The sequence below is a fragment of the Pseudomonas grandcourensis genome (assembly GCF_039909015.1).
Taxonomy (GTDB): domain Bacteria; phylum Pseudomonadota; class Gammaproteobacteria; order Pseudomonadales; family Pseudomonadaceae; genus Aquipseudomonas; species Aquipseudomonas grandcourensis.
The window spans coordinates 4,739,308-4,756,039 of the sequence record NZ_CP150919.1; the positions used below are offsets into that span (position 1 = coordinate 4,739,308).

Annotated in this window: 10 protein-coding genes; 5 read left to right on the top strand and 5 right to left on the bottom strand. The window is 61.2% G+C overall.

What is annotated here, in order from left to right; all coding sequences use genetic code 11:
• Nucleotides 1-226 precede the first annotated feature (226 nt).
• The 4 genes from ligA to AABM52_RS21240 form a co-directional block, all read right to left on the bottom strand.
• Nucleotides 227-2,584 carry an NAD-dependent DNA ligase LigA gene (ligA, locus tag AABM52_RS21225; protein WP_347907740.1) on the bottom strand — a complete coding sequence of 786 codons (2,358 nt, stop codon included), beginning with the start codon at nt 2,582-2,584 and terminating at the stop codon, nt 227-229.
• A 91-nt stretch (nt 2,585-2,675) separates the two neighbouring features.
• Nucleotides 2,676-3,536, bottom strand: coding sequence for a cell division protein ZipA (gene zipA / locus AABM52_RS21230; protein ID WP_347907742.1), 861 nt, complete (start codon nt 3,534-3,536; stop codon nt 2,676-2,678).
• A gap of 258 nt (nt 3,537-3,794) precedes the next feature.
• Entirely contained in the window at nt 3,795-7,283 is a 3,489-nt protein-coding gene (smc, locus tag AABM52_RS21235; protein ID WP_347907744.1) for a chromosome segregation protein SMC, read from the bottom strand.
• A 2-nt stretch (nt 7,284-7,285) separates the two neighbouring features.
• A complete protein-coding gene (locus tag AABM52_RS21240) occupies nt 7,286-7,945 on the bottom strand; it encodes a GntR family transcriptional regulator (protein WP_347907746.1) in 660 nt (219 codons plus the stop codon).
• Nucleotides 7,946-8,222: 277 nt separating this feature from the next.
• Here AABM52_RS21240 and xdhA point away from each other — a divergent pair, with 277 nt between their 5' ends.
• The 4 genes from xdhA (at nt 8,223) to guaD (ending at nt 14,355) form a co-directional block, all read left to right on the top strand.
• Nucleotides 8,223-9,677, top strand: coding sequence for a xanthine dehydrogenase small subunit (gene xdhA / locus AABM52_RS21245; protein ID WP_347907747.1), 1,455 nt, complete (start codon nt 8,223-8,225; stop codon nt 9,675-9,677).
• Nucleotides 9,670-12,069 carry a xanthine dehydrogenase molybdopterin binding subunit gene (gene xdhB / locus AABM52_RS21250; RefSeq protein ID WP_347907748.1) on the top strand — a complete coding sequence of 800 codons (2,400 nt, stop codon included), beginning with the start codon at nt 9,670-9,672 and terminating at the stop codon, nt 12,067-12,069. Before xdhA ends, xdhB begins: the two co-directional genes overlap by 8 nt.
• Nucleotides 12,070-12,185: 116 nt before the next feature.
• Entirely contained in the window at nt 12,186-13,043 is an 858-nt protein-coding gene (gene xdhC / locus AABM52_RS21255) for a xanthine dehydrogenase accessory protein XdhC (RefSeq protein ID WP_347907749.1), read from the top strand.
• 7 nt (nt 13,044-13,050) lie between these two features.
• Nucleotides 13,051-14,355, top strand: coding sequence for a guanine deaminase (gene guaD, locus AABM52_RS21260; protein WP_347907750.1), 1,305 nt, complete (start codon nt 13,051-13,053; stop codon nt 14,353-14,355).
• A 141-nt stretch (nt 14,356-14,496) separates the two neighbouring features.
• On the opposite strand, the gene AABM52_RS21265 is transcribed toward guaD, so the two are convergent.
• Nucleotides 14,497-15,261 (bottom strand): GntR family transcriptional regulator, encoded by a 765-nt coding sequence (locus AABM52_RS21265; RefSeq protein ID WP_008050187.1) that lies wholly within the window; start codon nt 15,259-15,261, stop codon nt 14,497-14,499.
• Nucleotides 15,262-15,528: 267 nt separating this feature from the next.
• On the opposite strand from AABM52_RS21265, the gene AABM52_RS21270 reads away from it, so the two are divergent.
• Nucleotides 15,529-16,719 (top strand): benzoate/H(+) symporter BenE family transporter, encoded by a 1,191-nt coding sequence (locus AABM52_RS21270; protein ID WP_223454917.1) that lies wholly within the window; start codon nt 15,529-15,531, stop codon nt 16,717-16,719.
• Nucleotides 16,720-16,732 lie beyond the last annotated feature (13 nt).

Sequence of the window (16,732 nt, forward strand, 5' to 3'; positions counted from 1 at the left end):
TCTCTCCCTGGGGCTTGCAGAGACTAGATCATTACCGTGACAAGATCGTTCCCACACGCAATACCATCCCTGAGCAAATTTACTGTGGCGAGGGGGCTTGCCCCCGTTCGGCTGCGCAGCAGTCGTGAATGCGGCTAGCTCGGAGTGTCAGCAAAGACAGTGTTTGCCGGTTTTAGGGTTGCTTCGCAACCCAACGGGGGCAAGCCCCCTCGCCACAGGGTTCTTATCAAACCGTTATGTCGTGCTCTTTCAGGAACACCACAAACGCCTCTTCATCCAGCACCTTCAGCCCCAGCTCATTGGCCTTGGTCAACTTCGAACCAGCACCCGGCCCCGCCACCACGCAATGGGTCTTGGCCGACACCGAACCGGCGACCTTGGCCCCCAGGCTTTCGAGTTTGTCCTTGGCGACATCGCGGCTCATCAGCTCCAGCGAACCGGTCAGCACCCAGGTCTGCCCGGCCAGCGGCAAGCCTTCGACGACCTTCTTCTCGCTCTGCCAGTGCATGCCGAAATCGGCCAGTTGCTTCTCCGCCGCTTCGGCCAACTGGCGATTTTCTTCGAGCGCAAAGAACTCGCGCACCGAATTGGCCTGTTTCTCCGGCAGCGCCTGGCGCATATCGAGCCAGTCAGCACCGATCACCGCCTGCAACGAGCCGAATTTGTCCGCCAGTTTCTGCGCCCCACCCGGCCCGACCAAGGGGATATGCAACTTGTCGAGGAAACCACCCAGGGTGGTGCTCGCCGAAAACTCGGCACCCAACTCGCCCTGATCCTGAATCTGCATGCCATGCCTGAGCAAATCAGCGATCACCTGCTGGTTATGCGCATCCTCGAAGAAGCTGTGGATCTCGTGCGCGACTTCCAGGCCAACATCCGGCAAGTACGTCAGCACCTGCGGCAAGGCCTGCTGCACCCGCTCCAGCGAACCCAGGGAACGCGCCAGGACCTTGGCCGTCTCCTCGCCGACATCGGGAATCCCCAGGGCATAGATAAACCGCGCCAGGCCCGGCCTCTTGCTGTCTTCGATGGCGCCGAGCAGGTTCTTGCTCGACAGTTCGGCAAAGCCTTCCAGATCGACGATCTGCTCGAAGTTCAGTGCATACAGATCGGCCGGCGAGCTCACCAGGCCTTCGTCGACCAGTTGCTCGACGCTCTTCTCGCCCAGGCCTTCGATGTCCATGGCGCGACGGGAAACGAAGTGAATGATCGCCTGCTTGAGTTGCGCGCCACAGGCCAGACGACCGACGCAGCGATACACCGCGCCTTCGCTGACCGTCTCGCGGCCCTTGCTGCGCTTGATCAACTGCGTGCGCTCGACATGAGAACCGCACACCGGGCACTGCTCGGGAATCTGCACTGGCCGGGCGTTTTCCGGACGACGCTCCATGACCACTTGCACCACCTGCGGAATCACGTCACCGGCGCGGCGGATGATCACCGTGTCGCCGATCATCAGACCCAGGCGCGCGACTTCGTCCATGTTATGCAGGGTAGCGTTGGCCACCGTGACGCCCGCGACCTTGACCGGTTTCAGACGCGCCACCGGCGTCACCGCCCCCGTGCGGCCGACCTGGAATTCCACATCGAGCAGTTCGGTGAGCTCTTCCATCGCCGGGAATTTGTGGGCGATGGCCCAACGCGGCTCGCGGGCGCGAAAACCCAGTTCGCGCTGGGAGGCAATGCTGTTGACCTTGAATACCACGCCGTCGATTTCATACGGCAGCGCACTGCGACGCTCACCGATATCGCGGTAGTAATCCAGGCACTCGGCGATGCCGTGCGCCAGTTTCAGCTCATGACTGATCGGCATGCCCCAGGCCTGGAGCTGCTGCAAATTGCCAATGTGCGTATCAGCGATGTCCGCCGACACCTGGCCGATGCCGTAGCAACAGAATTCCAGCGGACGATTGGCGGTGATCTTCGAATCCAGCTGGCGCAAACTGCCCGCCGCCGCGTTGCGCGGGTTGGCGAAGGTCTTGCCGCCGACTTCCAGTTGCGTGGCGTTGAGCCGCTCGAAACCGGCCTTGGACATGAACACTTCGCCGCGCACTTCCAGGGTCGCCGGCCAGCCGGTACCGTGCAGCTTGAGCGGGATGTTGCGTACGGTGCGCACATTGACGCTGATGTCTTCGCCGGTGGTGCCGTCTCCGCGAGTCGCGCCGCGCACCAGGATGCCATCCTGATACAGCAGGCTGACAGCCAGGCCATCGAGCTTGGGCTCACAGCTGTACTCGACTGTCGCACCGCCACCGAACAGATCGCCGGCCGGCAGGTCCAGGCCTTCGGTCACCCGGCGGTCGAACTCACGCATGTCGGTTTCTTCGAAGGCGTTGCCGAGGCTGAGCATCGGCACTTCGTGACGCACCTGGGTAAACGCCGACAGCGCCGCGCTGCCCACTCGCTGGGTTGGCGAGTCGCTGGTGATCAGTTCGGGATTGGCCGCTTCCAGAGCCTTGAGCTCGTTGAACAAGCGGTCGTACTCGGCGTCCGGAATGCTCGGCTCGTCGAGCACGTGGTAACGATAGTTGTGCTGATCCAGCTCAGCGCGCAGCTCTAAAATACGGTTCTTGGCGGCGGTCATGGGTGTTCTCTCATAAAGCAAAAGAGCAGCCGAGGCTGCTCAATCTGTTTTGCCGATTATCCCGCGCACCGCGCGGGAATAACCATTTCAATCAACGCTTCTGGGTCAGGGCACGACGCTCGAACTCAACGATGCGCTGACGGTAGTGCTCGATCGTCTGGGCGGTCAGTACGCTGCGCTGGTCGTCCTTCAGTTCGCCGTTGAGCTCCTGGGACAACTTACGTGCCGCTGCGACCATCACGTCGAAGGCTTGCTTCGGATGGCGAGGACCTGGCAGACCCAGGAAGAAGCTCACCGCCGGGGTGCTGAAGTGGTCGATGTCGTCCAGGTCGAATACGCCAGGCTTGACGGCGTTGGCCATGGAGAACAGCACTTCACCGTTGCCGGCCATGCTTTCGTGGCGATGGAAAATGTCCATCTCGCCGAAACGCAAACCGCTCTCCAGAATGTTCTGCAACAGCGCCGGGCCCTTGAAGCCGGCAGCGTCGCGGCAGATCACGCTGATCACCAGCACTTCTTCAGCTTGCGGTTGCTCTTTGTCGTTGACCGCTGGCGAGGACTTGGTGTCATCCGGGAAATCGTCGTCGCGGCTGCTGAAGCTCGGGCCGCCGTCCAGATCCAGGCTGAGGTTCATGTCGCCCTGGGAAGGCTCGCTGTGGCCACGCTTGCCGCGCTTGGAGCCCGACTCGCGAGGCTCGCGCGCCGGCATGCTCACCGACGGCAGATCGTGCTCGTCCAGTTGCGGCTCTTTATGCGTGTCCAGCACGCGCGGCGGGCCCAGCAGCTCGGCGCTGGCGCTGCTGTCCTCGTCCGGCAGATTGGACAGACTTCGATCAAGACGGAACTTCAGTTTTCCCTTGCCGCCGCGCATACGGCGCCAGCCATCGAAAAGAATACCGGCAATGACAATAATGCCGATGACGATCAGCCACTCGCGCAGACCGATTTCCATGTAATCCCGTGCCTCTATAAAAAATGCTGAAAAATAAGGGGTTTACAACCTGCAAACCGCTTTAAAACGTGGCGCCAACTCTATGTTCTGACAGGCGTTTTGCCCACGTATACGAAAAATTGACATTAAACTAGCACGACCAAAGGCAACTTTACACCGTCTACCACGTTGGCTAGCGCGAATATGTCGATTGGCCAGCAAGTGGAAGCAAGGAAAAGAGTCCTACATACCGTAAACACCCTTTTCTACAACCACGACTCAGGCATCCACCATCGCCATCGCCTCCTCGACATCCACGGCCACCAGACGTGAACAACCGGGTTCGTGCATCGTCACACCCATCAGTTGTTCGGCCATTTCCATGGCGATCTTGTTGTGGGTGATATAGATGAACTGCACTGTCTGTGACATCTCTTTTACCAATCGCGCGTAGCGTCCAACGTTAGCGTCATCCAGTGGCGCGTCAACCTCATCGAGCATGCAGAACGGCGCCGGGTTCAATTTGAAGATCGCAAAAACCAGGGCCAAAGCGGTCAGGGCTTTTTCGCCGCCGGAGAGCAAATGGATGGTGCTGTTCTTCTTTCCGGGCGGCTGCGCCATGATTGTTACCCCTGTATCGAGTAAATCTTCGCCCGTCAGTTCCAAATACGCGCGGCCTCCACCGAAAACTTTTGGGAAAAGCGCCTGTAAACCGCCATTGATCTGATCAAAGGTATCCTTGAAACGGTTGCGGGTTTCCTTGTCGATCTTGCGAATCACGTTCTCAAGGGTATCGAGCGCTTCCACCAGATCGTCGTTCTGCGCATCCAGATAACGTTTACGTTCCGATTGCTGCTGGTACTCATCGATGGCCGCCAGGTTGATCGCGCCCAGACGCTGGATCCTGGCGGCGATGCGCTCGAGTTCTTCCTCGGCATCCTTCTCGCTGGCCTCGGCGGTCAAGGTCGCGAGTACGCCGTGGAGATCGTAGCCGTCTTCCAGCAATTGGTCCTGCAAGGTCTTGCGACGCACGGTCAGGGCTTGCCATTCCATGCGCTGGGTTTCGAGCTGGCTGCGAATCAACTGGGATTGCTGTTCGGCCTGGCTGCGGCGCTTTTCGGCGTCGCGCAGTTCGCGGTCGGCGTCTTCGAGGGCGATCTGCGCGGTCTTGAGTTCTTCGTCGACGGTCATGCGCTTGTCGAGCAACTCCTCGAGTTTCAGGCGCAGCTCTTCCAGCGGTGCTTCGTCCTCCTCCAGATTGAGGCTCAGTTGCTCGCGCTTTTCGGTCAGGCGCTCGGACTGCATCTCCAGACGTTCCAGCGCCTGGCGCGTCGAATCATGCTGCGCCTTGAGCGAGCCCAGACGCACTGCCAACTGGTGGGCGTGATCCTTGTGCTGCCGCGCTTCCTGACGCACCCGGTCCAGACGCTCACGCAGGCTGTCGCGCTGGGCCAGCAGCAACTCACGCTGCTCGGTGTCCAGCGCCATGCTGTCGAGGGCTTCCTGCAATTGCAGGCGCGCTTCACCGATGTTTTCGTGTTCCAGCGCGCGCTGCTCATCGAGTTCGATCAGCTCTTCGTCGAGGCGGGTACGGCGCAGGGTCAATTGTTCGGCCTTGGCTTTGCCGGCGGAAAGCTGAGCCTTCAATTCGCCTTGCTGACGTGCTTCGTCCTGCAACAAGCGGCGCAAATGTTCGCGACCGTTTTCCTGCTGACGCTGCTGCGCCCTGAGATTCTGCAGTCGGGTTTCCAGGGTTTCGACGGCGGCTTCGCGCTCTTCGCGCTCAAGGCCCAGTTGCTGGATTTCCTGACCGCGAGCGAGCACGCCGCTTTCCGCTTCACTGGCCCGACGCACCCGCAGAAAATGCCGACCGACCCAGTAACCGTCACGACTGATCAGGCTCTGCCCGGTAGCCAACTGCCCCCGCAAGGCCAAGGCCTGTTCGAGACTGTCCACCGGCTTGACCTGCCCCAGCCATGGCGACAAATCGAGTTGCGCCTCGACCTTGTCCAGCAAGCTGCCCGGCACTCGTACGCCATCGCTGGACGGGCTGAGCAAACGCAGATCGCCCTGGGCAAAGCCCGACAAATCGAAATCGTTGAAGTCGTCCACCAGCACCGCTTGCAGGTCGGCACCGAGCACGGTTTCCACCGCCAACTCCCAACCAGCCTCAACCTTCAGGCCTTCGGCCAGGCGCGGGCGATTCGCAAGATTCTGTTCGCGCAGCCATTCGGCGGTACCGGTGCCCGGATCAAGCGCGGCTTGCTGCAAGGCTTCGAGGGAAGCCAGCCGACCGTTGAGGCGCTGCAAATCGCCCTGGGCCTGCTGTTGCGCCGTCAGCGCCTGCTGCAATTCCTGTCGCAACTGCTCGAGCTTTTCGACCTGCGCTTCTTCGCTGGTCTGCAAATCCTCGAGCGTCGCTTCGGATTCAGCGAGCTGCTCGCTGAGCTCCATGATCGCCGCGTCTTCCGGGTCCGCCGAGAGCAAGGCGCGCTCTTCGCCAAGACGCTTCTGGCGATCGGCCAGGCGCTCCAGGCTGGTTTCCAGCTGCTGGATCCGCGATTGCTGTACTTCGGCCTGACGGCGCGGCTCGGCGGCGGTGAGGTTGAACGTATCCCACTGCTCTTGCCAGCCGTGCATGGTGGTTTCGGATTCTTCCAGCGCGGCGGCGGCTTCTTCAGCAGCAGCGCTGGTGACTTCCTGCTCCGGGGTGAGCATGTCCAGCTCTTCGCCGAGGGTCAGCAGCAGCGTGCGGTCGTGGCCAAGGTGCGATTCGGTCTCCAGGCGTGCGCGCTCGGCCTCTTTCAGGTCATCCTGCAACTGGCGCAAACGCTGTTGACCGTGCTGAATGCTCTGCTCGACCCGGGCAATGTCGCCGCCGACCGAGTAGAAGCGCCCCTGCACCAGGTTGAAGCGTTCCGAGAGGTCGTGGTGTCCGTCACGCAGGCGTTCGATGCTTGCGTCGGCATTGCGCTGTTCGGCCACCAGGGCTTCGAAAGAAACCTCCTGGTTGCCGATGATCGCTTCACGCTGGCCGACCTGATCGTTCAGCGCCTGCCAGCGCAGGGCCGACAACTGGGCCTTGAGCTGACGCTCCTCGCCCTTGAATTCCTGATACTTCTTGGCGGCCTCGGCCTGGCGGTGCAAGCGTTCGAGCTGACGCTCAAGCTCTTCGCGCAGGTCGGTCAGGCGCTCAAGGTTTTCGTGGGTGCGGCGGATGCGGTTTTCCGTCTCGCGCCGGCGCTCCTTGTACTTGGAGATGCCCGCGGCTTCTTCGATGAAGTTACGCAGGTCTTCGGGCTTGGACTCGATCAGCTTGGAGATCATCCCCTGCTCGATGATCGAGTAGCTGCGCGGGCCAAGGCCGGTGCCGAGGAAAATGTCAGTGATGTCGCGACGGCGGCATTTGGTGCCGTTGAGGTAATAGGTAGTCTGGCTGTCGCGGGTCACTTTGCGGCGAATGGAGATTTCCGCATAAGCGGCGTATTCCCCGAGCAAGGTGCCGTCGGAGTTGTCGAACACCAGTTCGATACTCGCCTGGCTCACCGGTTTGCGGCTGGTGGAGCCGTTGAAGATGACGTCGGTCATCGACTCGCCGCGCAGGTTCTTCGCCGAACTCTCGCCCATCACCCAGCGCACGGCGTCGATGATGTTCGATTTGCCGCAACCATTGGGCCCGACCACCGCCGCCATGTTACTGGGGAAGTTCACCGTGGTCGGATCGACGAAGGACTTGAACCCCGCCAGCTTGATGCACTTGAGCCGCAAGATCAGGCGTCCGTCAGGGCGGAGATCACCAGATCGCAACTGCGCTGGGCGTAAGCCGTCAGCACCACGCGAATCTGCGCAAAATCACGGGCCAGCACGGCAGCGAGCAAGCGTTCGAACAGCTCGAGGAATTCGCTCATCGACGCTTTGCGCAGGTCCAGCGCAAGGAAATACGCACGGCTCATGGCCGGCTGCAGATTCTCGACGGTCTCCTGCAAGTACGGGTTGTTGGCGAACGGGTACGCGGCGCGCATCACATTGAAGCTGTCGTCGACGAAGGTGCGGATGTCCTGACGCTCGTAGCTGGCCGTCAGGCGTTGCTGGATCTGCACGAACGGCGCCATGTCGGCCTGGGTTTTCCAGCCGTTGGCCACCGAGTTACCGAGCAGAATATAAAGCTCGCTCATCAGCGTGCACAGGCTCTGCACCTTGTGCGGCGTGAGTTCGGTGACGTGGGCGCCACGTCGCGGCAGGATCGCGATCAGGTGCCGACGCTCGAGGATCAGCAAGGCCTCGCGGACCGAACCACGGCTGACATTGAGGGCCAGCGTGACCTTCTGTTCCTGGATGCGCTCCCCGGGCTTCATTTCGCCGCGAATGATGCGTTCGGCGAGGTGGTGAGCGATTTGCTCGGCGAGGCTGTCCGGCGCCTTGAACGTCATGGTTGTCCTTCAAACTCTTTGATCTGTACAAGCGGCGCAGTGTAGCGCAATTGCTGCATCAGGGCGGAGTGCCCGCCCGGAGGTTTTTGGCACGATTCAAGCAAATTCAAGCGAAAAGGCAGGCTATCGAACCAACGACAATAATTAAGGAACAGGCGGTTAATCGACAAATTGCAATTTCCTGACCTTTAAGTCAGAAAACCATTGACCGAAAAGTCAGACCTGCTAAATTCAGTTCCTATCGGTTAACAACAATAATGAGTCTGCGAGGCCTTCCGTGATCCAGTTTTTACTAAACCAGGAACTCCGTAGCGAGCACGCCCTGGACCCGAACCTGACCGTGCTCAATTATCTGCGCGACCATGTGGGCAAACCCGGCACCAAAGAAGGCTGCGCCAGCGGTGACTGCGGCGCCTGTACCGTGGTGGTCGGCGAATTGCAGACCGATGATGGCGGCCGCGAACACATTCGCTATCGCAGCCTCAACTCGTGCCTGACCTTCGTGTCGTCCCTGCACGGCAAACAACTGATTAGCGTCGAAGACCTCAAGCACAAGGGTGAACTGCACAGCGTGCAGAAAGCCATGGTCGAGTGCCACGGCTCGCAATGCGGCTTCTGCACCCCCGGTTTCGTGATGTCGCTGTTTGCCCTGCAAAAGAACAGCGATGCACCGGATCATGCCAAAGCCCACGAAGCACTGGCCGGCAACCTCTGCCGTTGCACCGGCTACCGGCCGATCCTGGAAGCCGCCGAGCAGTCCTGCTGCGGCAAGCAGTCGGACCAGTTCGACGCCCGCGAGGCCGACACCATCGCGCGCCTCAAAGCCATTGCCCCGACCGATATCGGCGAACTCAACAGCGGCGACAAACGCTGCCTGGTGCCGCTGACCGTGGCCGACCTGGCGGACCTCTACGACGCTTATCCACAGGCCCGTCTGCTGGCTGGCGGTACTGACCTGGCGCTGGAAGTCACGCAGTTCCACCGCACCCTGCCGGTGATGATCTACGTCGGCAACGTCGCCGAGATGAAGCGCATCGACCGTTTTGACGATCGCCTGGAAATCGGCGCCGCCACGTCCCTGTCCGATTGCTACGAGGCCTTGAACGCCGAGTACCCGGACTTCGGTGAATTGCTGCACCGCTTCGCCTCCTTGCAGATCCGCAACCAGGGCACCCTGGGCGGCAACATCGGCAACGCCTCGCCGATTGGTGACTCGCCGCCCCTGCTGATCGCCCTCGGCGCGCAAATCGTGCTGTGCAAAGGCGAAACCCGCCGCACCCTGGCACTGGAAGATTACTTCATCGATTACCGCGTCACAGCGCGTCAGGAAAGCGAGTTCATCGAGAAGATCATCGTGCCCCGCGCCAGCGTCGAAAAACTGTTCCGCGCCTACAAGGTTTCCAAGCGCCTGGACGACGACATCTCGGCAGTTTGCGCCGCCTTCAACATTCGCCTGGAAAACGGCGTCGTCGCTGAAGCCCGCGTGGCCTTCGGCGGCATGGCGGCCATCCCGAAACGCGCTGCTGCGTGCGAGGCCGCCTTGCTCGGCTCGCCATTCAATAACGCCACCGTTGAGCGCGCCTGCGCTGCCCTGGCCGAAGACTTCACGCCGCTCTCGGACTTCCGCGCCAGCAAGGAATATCGCCTGCTCAGCGCACAAAACCTGCTGCGCAAATACTTCATCGAACTGCAAACACCGCACATCGAGACTCGGGTGACCGCTTATGTCTAATCATCACGCCGTAGAGAAGACCCAAGCCGAATTGGCTGAACTGTTCGCCAAGGACCTGACCACCGGTGTCGGCCGCAGCGTCAAGCACGACAGCGCCGCCAAGCATGTGGCCGGTGAAGCGCAGTACATCGACGACCGCCTGGAGTTTCCGAACCAATTGCACGTTTATGCGCGCATGTCGGACCGTGCCCACGCCCGGATCATCAGCATCGACACCTCGCCCTGCTACGCCTTCGAAGGCGTGCGCATCGCCATCACCCACGAAGACGTACCGGGCCTGAAAGACATCGGTCCGTTGCTGCCGGGCGACCCGCTGCTGGCCATCGACACCGTGCAGTTCGTCGGTCAACCGGTGATCGCCGTGGCAGCGAAAGACCTGGAAACCGCGCGCAAGGCGGCCATGGCCGCGATCATCGAATACGAAGACCTGGAACCTGTGCTGGACGTGGTCGAAGCCCTGCGCAAGCGCCACTTCGTGCTCGACAGCCACACCCATCAGCGCGGCGATTCGGTCACGGCGCTGGCCACCGCTGAGCACCGCATCCAGGGCACGCTGCACATCGGCGGCCAGGAACACTTCTACCTGGAAACCCAGATCTCTTCGGTGATGCCGACCGAAGACGGCGGCATGATCGTCTACTGCTCCACGCAGAACCCCACCGAAGTGCAGAAACTGGTGGCCGAAGTACTCGACGTGTCGATGAACAAGATCGTTGTCGACATGCGCCGCATGGGCGGCGGTTTCGGCGGCAAGGAAACCCAGGCGGCCAGCCCGGCGTGCCTTTGCGCGGTGATCGCACACCTCACCGGCCAACCGACCAAGATGCGCCTGCCACGCGTCGAAGACATGCTGATGACCGGCAAGCGTCACCCGTTCTACGTCGAGTACGACGTGGGCTTCGACAGCACCGGCCGCCTACACGGCATCAACCTGGAACTGGCCGGCAACTGCGGTTGCTCCCCTGACCTGTCGGCGTCGATCGTCGACCGCGCGATGTTCCACTCGGACAACTCGTACTACCTGGGCGATGCGACCATCAACGGTCACCGCTGCAAGACCAACACCGCGTCAAACACCGCCTACCGTGGTTTCGGCGGCCCGCAAGGCATGGTCGCCATCGAAGAAGTGATGGACGCCATCTCTCGCCATCTGGCCCTGGATCCTTTGGCCGTGCGCAAGGCCAACTACTACGGCAAGACCGAGCGCAACGTCACTCACTACTACCAGACCGTCGAGCACAACATGCTCGAAGAGATGACCGCGGAACTGGAAGAAAGCAGCCAGTACGCCGAGCGTCGCGAAGCGATCCGTCGCTACAACGCCAACAGCCCGATCCTGAAAAAAGGCCTGGCGCTGACTCCGGTGAAATTCGGTATTTCCTTCACCGCCAGCTTCCTCAACCAGGCAGGTGCCCTGGTGCACGTCTACACCGACGGCAGCATCCACCTCAACCACGGCGGCACCGAAATGGGCCAGGGCCTGAACACCAAGGTTGCGCAGGTCGTGGCTGAAGTGTTCCAGGTGGAAATGGACCGCGTGCAGATCACCGCGACCAACACCGACAAAGTACCGAACACCTCGCCGACCGCCGCTTCCAGCGGTGCCGACCTGAACGGCAAGGCCGCGCAGAACGCCGCCGAAACCATCAAGCAACGCCTGGTGGAATTCGCGGCTCGCCAATACAAGGTCAGCGAAGAAGACGTGGAATTCCACAACGGCCACGTGCGGGTCCGCGATCACATCCTGACCTTCGAAGCACTGATCCAGCAGGCGTACTTCGCCCAGGTGTCGCTGTCGAGTACCGGCTTCTACAAGACCCCGAAAATCTACTACGACCGCAGCCAGGCTCGCGGCCGTCCGTTCTACTACTTCGCTTTTGGCGCGGCATGCTGCGAAGTGCTGGTCGACACCCTGACCGGCGAATACAAGATGCTGCGCACCGACATCCTCCACGACGTCGGCGCCTCGCTGAACCCGGCCATCGACATCGGTCAGGTCGAGGGCGGTTTCATCCAGGGCATGGGCTGGCTGACCATGGAAGAACTGGTGTGGAACAACAAGGGCAAGCTGATGACCAACGGCCCGGCCAGCTACAAGATCCCGGCCGTGGCGGACATGCCGCTGGACCTGCGGGTTAAGCTGGTGGAAAACCGCAAGAACCCGGAAGACACGGTGTTCCATTCCAAGGCCGTGGGCGAGCCGCCGTTCATGCTCGGCATCGCCTCGTGGTGTGCGATCAAGGACGCCGTGGCGAGCCTGGGCGATTACAAACATCAACCGAAAATCGACGCACCGGCGACGCCGGAGCGGGTGTTGTGGGGCTGTGAGCAGATGCGCCAGCTGAAGGCGGCGAAGGCTGTCGAGGCTGAGACCGAGTTGGCTTCGCTCTAAGACCGAGGTGCGGCCTTCGCGAGCAAGCCCGCTCCCACATTTGGAATGCCTTCCCCCGTGGGAGCGGGCTTGCTCGCGAAGAGGCCCGAACAGACAACAGAGATGTTGAGGTGTTTATGTACAACTGGATCGACGCCCTCGCCGACCTGCAAAACCGGGGTGAGCCCTGCGTGCTGGTCACCATCATCGAAGAGCTCGGCTCGACGCCGCGCAACGCAGGCTCGAAGATGGTCATCAGCGCGAACCAGAGCTTTGACACCATCGGTGGCGGGCACCTGGAATACAAGGCCATGAAGATCGCCCGCGAGATGCTCGCCAGCGGCAAGCAGGACACCCATCTGGAGCGTTTCAGCCTCGGTGCCAGCCTTGGCCAGTGCTGCGGTGGCGCCACCGTATTGCTGTTCGAACCGATGGGCCAGGTTCAAGCGCAGATCGCCGTGTTCGGTGCCGGCCACGTCGGCCGCGCCCTGGTGCCGTTGCTGGCCAGCCTGCCCTGCCGGGTGCGCTGGATCGACTCGCGGGAAGATGAATTCCCCGAGCAGATCCCCCATGGCGTGCGCAAGATCGTCAGCGAAGAACCGGTGGATGAAATCGATGATCTGCCGGCCGGCAGCTATTGCATCGTGATGACCCACAACCATCAACTCGACCTCGAACTGACCGCTGCGATCCTCAAGCGCAACGACTTCGCCTACTTCGGCCTGATCGGTTCGAAGACCAAACGGGTGAAGTTCGAACATCGCCTGCGCGACCGCGGTTTCGACCACAGCGTCGTGCAACGCATGCGCTGCCCGATGGGCATCGGCGAAGTCAAAGGCAAGTTGCCTGTGGAAATCGCCATCTCCATCGCCGGCGAAATCATCGCCACCTATAACGCGAACTTCGGCCAGCAGACGTCCAGCGCTGAACCGATTGCCAAACTGCTGCCCGCGTCACGCCGCAGCCAAACCGCAAACTTGAAAGCCTCGAATTGAGAATCTCATGCCTTTGACTCGCAAAGCTTACCGCGCCGCCATCCTGCACAGCATCGCCGACCCAGCCGTCGTGGGCATCGAAGCCTCCTACGAGTATTTCGAAGACGGCTTGCTGGTTGTGGAAAACGGCCAGATCAGCGCCCTGGGCCACGCCAGCGAACTGCTGCCGACCCTGCCGGCTGACGTCGAAATCACCCACTATCAGGACGCCCTGATCACCCCCGGCTTCATCGACACCCACATCCACCTGCCGCAAACCGGCATGGTCGGCGCCTATGGCGAGCAATTGCTGGACTGGCTAAACACCTACACTTTCCCGTGCGAAAGCCAGTTCGCCGACAAGGCCCACGCCGACCAGGTCGCGGACATTTTCATCAAGGAACTGCTGCGCAACGGCACCACCACTGCGCTGGTATTCGGCAGCGTGCACCCGCAATCGGTGAACTCGTTCTTCGAAGCGGCCGAGCAGCTCGACCTGCGGATGATCGCCGGCAAGGTGATGATGGACCGCAATGCCCCGGACTACCTGACCGACACCGCCGAATCCAGCTACGTGGAAAGCAAGGCGCTGATCGAGCGATGGCACGGCAAGGGTCGCCTGCACTACGCGGTCACCCCACGCTTCGCACCGACCAGCACCCCGGAACAGCTGACCCTGGCCGGCCAGTTGCTGACCGAGTACCCGGATCTGTACATGCAGACCCACATCAGCGAAAACCTCAAGGAAATCGAGTGGGTCAAGGAGCTGTTCCCGGAGCGCAAGGGTTACCTGGACGTCTACGACCACTACCAGTTGCTCGGCGAGCGCTCGGTGTTCGCCCACGGTGTGCACCTGTGCGATGACGAGTGCGCGCGACTGGCGGAAACCGGTTCGGCCATCTCGTTCTGCCCGACCTCGAACTTCTTCCTCGGCAGCGGCCTGTTCAACCTGCCGATGGCCGAGAAGCACAACCTCAATGTCGGCATCGGCACCGATGTGGGCGGCGGCACCAGTTTCTCGCTGCTGCAAACCCTCAACGAAGCCTACAAGGTCATGCAACTGCAAGGTGCACGCCTGAGCCCGTTCAAGTCGCTGTACCTGGCCACCCTCGGCGGCGCCCGCGCATTGCGCCTGGAAGACAAGATCGGCACCCTGCAACCGGGCACCGACGCCGACTTCCTGGTGCTGGACTACAACGCCACGCCGCTGCTGGGCTATCGCCTGAAGCAGGCCAACAACATCGCCGAGACGTTGTTTGTGTTGATGACCCTGGGGGATGACCGGACTGTGCAGCAGACCTATGCGGCGGGGAATCTGGTGCATCAGCGCTAAATTTCTTCGGGCATAAAAAATCCCCCGCTGCTTTCAGCCCGGGGGATTTTTATTGTCTGAAAAAAGATCGCAGCCTTCGGCAGCTCCTACAGGTGTACGCACACCCTTGTAGGAGCTGCCGAAGGCTGCGATCTTTTTCTATCAGAGCTTCGCGGTCGACCGCCCAGGCTTCTTGGTCTGCAGCAAATGCGAGAACACCGCATGCAGATCATCCGAAGCACTTTCCTCGTCGAGGTTGAGTTTGCTGTCGATGTGATCCATGTGATGCATCATCAGGTTCACCGCCAGTTCAGCGTCGCGTTTCTCGATGGCGTCGATCAACTGGGTGTGCTCGTCGTAGGAGCAATGGGAACGGTTGCCGCTTTCATACTGGGCAATGATCAGCGACGTCTGGGACACCAGGCTGCGCTGGAAGCTGATCAACGGGGCGTTTTTCGCCGCTTCTGCCAGTTTCAGGTGGAATTCGCCCGACAGACGGATGCCGGCACCACGATCACCACGGGAGAAGCTGTCGCGTTCGTCGTTGACCATCTGGCGCAATTCGGCAATCTGCTCGGCGGTCGCGTGCTGAACGGCCAGCTCGGTGATCGCGCGCTCCACCAGACGGCGGGCCATGAACACCTGACGGGCTTCTTCGACGCTCGGGCTCGCGACCACGGCGCCGCGATTCGGACGCAACAGCACCACGCCTTCATGGGCCAGGCGCGACAAGGCGCGGCGAATGATGGTGCGGCTGACCCCGAAAATTTCCCCCAGCGCTTCTTCGCTCAACTTGGTGCCGGGCGCCAGACGCTGCTCGAGGATGGCCTCGAAGATATGCGCGTAGACAATATCGTCCTGGGTACCGCTGCGGCCGGCTTTGCCTGCTCGCGGTTGTTTCTTTAGGGGTTGCAACTGTTCGTTCATGGGCACTCGAGTCGGAAGAACTGCGGCGAATTGACCGCGACTGTAATACGGCACAGTGGGTCGCTGGCAAGTATCGCGTAAAAAACACTGCAATTGTACACAATGGAAGGTGGCAACACGACTGTACGGCTGAATGTTGCCTCGGCTGTATCGCAACGCCTGATTACTTTTGAGTTTAGGCTTAAACACGAAATTCGCGATTTGCTCGTTATCTGTGTAGGTGCTGAGTTCGCGGACATCTTCATCTGTAAAAGGAACACCACCGTCATGAACGACGCCACCCACACGCAAATCCGCCCGCTGGCCGACACCTCGCCCTCCGCCATCGTCGCCGGTTTCATCGCCATGATGACCGGCTACACCAGCTCCCTGGTGCTGATGTTCCAGGCCGGGCAAGCGGCGGGCCTGAGCAGCGGGCAGATTTCCTCGTGGATCTGGGCCATTTCGATCGGCATGGCGGTGTGCTCAATCGGCCTGTCCCTGCGCTATCGCACGCCGATCACCATTGCCTGGTCGACCCCCGGCGCCGCGCTGCTGATCACCAGCCTGGGCGGCGTGAGCTACGGCGAAGCCATCGGCGCCTACATCACCTGCGCGGTGCTGGTGACGATTTGCGGGCTGACCGGCAGCTTCGAACGACTGATGAAAAAGATTCCGGCATCCCTGGCCGCCGCCCTGCTGGCGGGGATCCTGTTCAAGATCGGCAGCGAGATTTTCGTTGCGGCGCAACACCGCACCGCCCTGGTACTGGGGATGTTTGTCAGTTATCTGGTGGTCAAGCGCCTGTCGCCGCGCTACGCGGTGTTGGCGGCATTGCTGATCGGCACGGCATTGTCAGGCTTCATGGGGCTGCTGGACTTCAGCGGTTTCCACCTGGAAGTGGCCACGCCGGTCTGGACCACGCCACACTTCTCCCTGGCCGCGACCATCAGCATCGGCATCCCGCTGTTTGTCGTCGCCATGACCTCACAAAACATGCCCGGCATCGCCGTATTGCGCGCCGATGGTTACACGGTGCCCGCCTCGCCGCTGATCACCACCACCGGCATCGCCAGTTTGCTGTTGGCACCGTTCGGCTCTCACGGGATCAACCTGGCGGCGATCAGCGCGGCGATCTGCACCGGACCGCACGCCCATGAGGATCGCAACAAGCGCTACACCGCAGCCGTCTGGTGCGGGATTTTCTATGGGATCGCCGGCGTGTTCGGCGCGACGCTCGCGGCATTGTTTGCCGCGCTGCCCAAGGAACTGGTGCTGTCGATTGCGGCGCTGGCGCTGTTCGGCTCGATCATCAACGGTTTGAGCATCGCCATGAGCGAAGTGAAGGAACGTGAAGCGGCGCTGATCACCTTCATGGTCACGGCATCGGGGCTGACGCTGTTTTCCATCGGTTCAGCGTTCTGGGGCATTGTCGCGGGGGTGGTGACCCTGGTGATACTGAACTGGCGCAAGGCCTGAAATACAAAAAACG

Coding starts and splice junctions, on each gene's coding strand:
- ligA (WP_347907740.1), bottom strand. CDS start 2,584: ATGACCGCCGCCAAGAACCGTATTTTAGAGCTGCGCGCTGAGCTGGAT.
- zipA (WP_347907742.1), bottom strand. CDS start 3,536: ATGGAAATCGGTCTGCGCGAGTGGCTGATCGTCATCGGCATTATTGTC.
- AABM52_RS21240 (WP_347907746.1), bottom strand. CDS start 7,945: ATGACGTTCAAGGCGCCGGACAGCCTCGCCGAGCAAATCGCTCACCAC.
- xdhB (WP_347907748.1), top strand. CDS start 9,670: ATGTCTAATCATCACGCCGTAGAGAAGACCCAAGCCGAATTGGCTGAA.
- xdhC (WP_347907749.1), top strand. CDS start 12,186: ATGTACAACTGGATCGACGCCCTCGCCGACCTGCAAAACCGGGGTGAG.
- guaD (WP_347907750.1), top strand. CDS start 13,051: ATGCCTTTGACTCGCAAAGCTTACCGCGCCGCCATCCTGCACAGCATC.
- AABM52_RS21265 (WP_008050187.1), bottom strand. CDS start 15,261: ATGAACGAACAGTTGCAACCCCTAAAGAAACAACCGCGAGCAGGCAAA.
- AABM52_RS21270 (WP_223454917.1), top strand. CDS start 15,529: ATGAACGACGCCACCCACACGCAAATCCGCCCGCTGGCCGACACCTCG.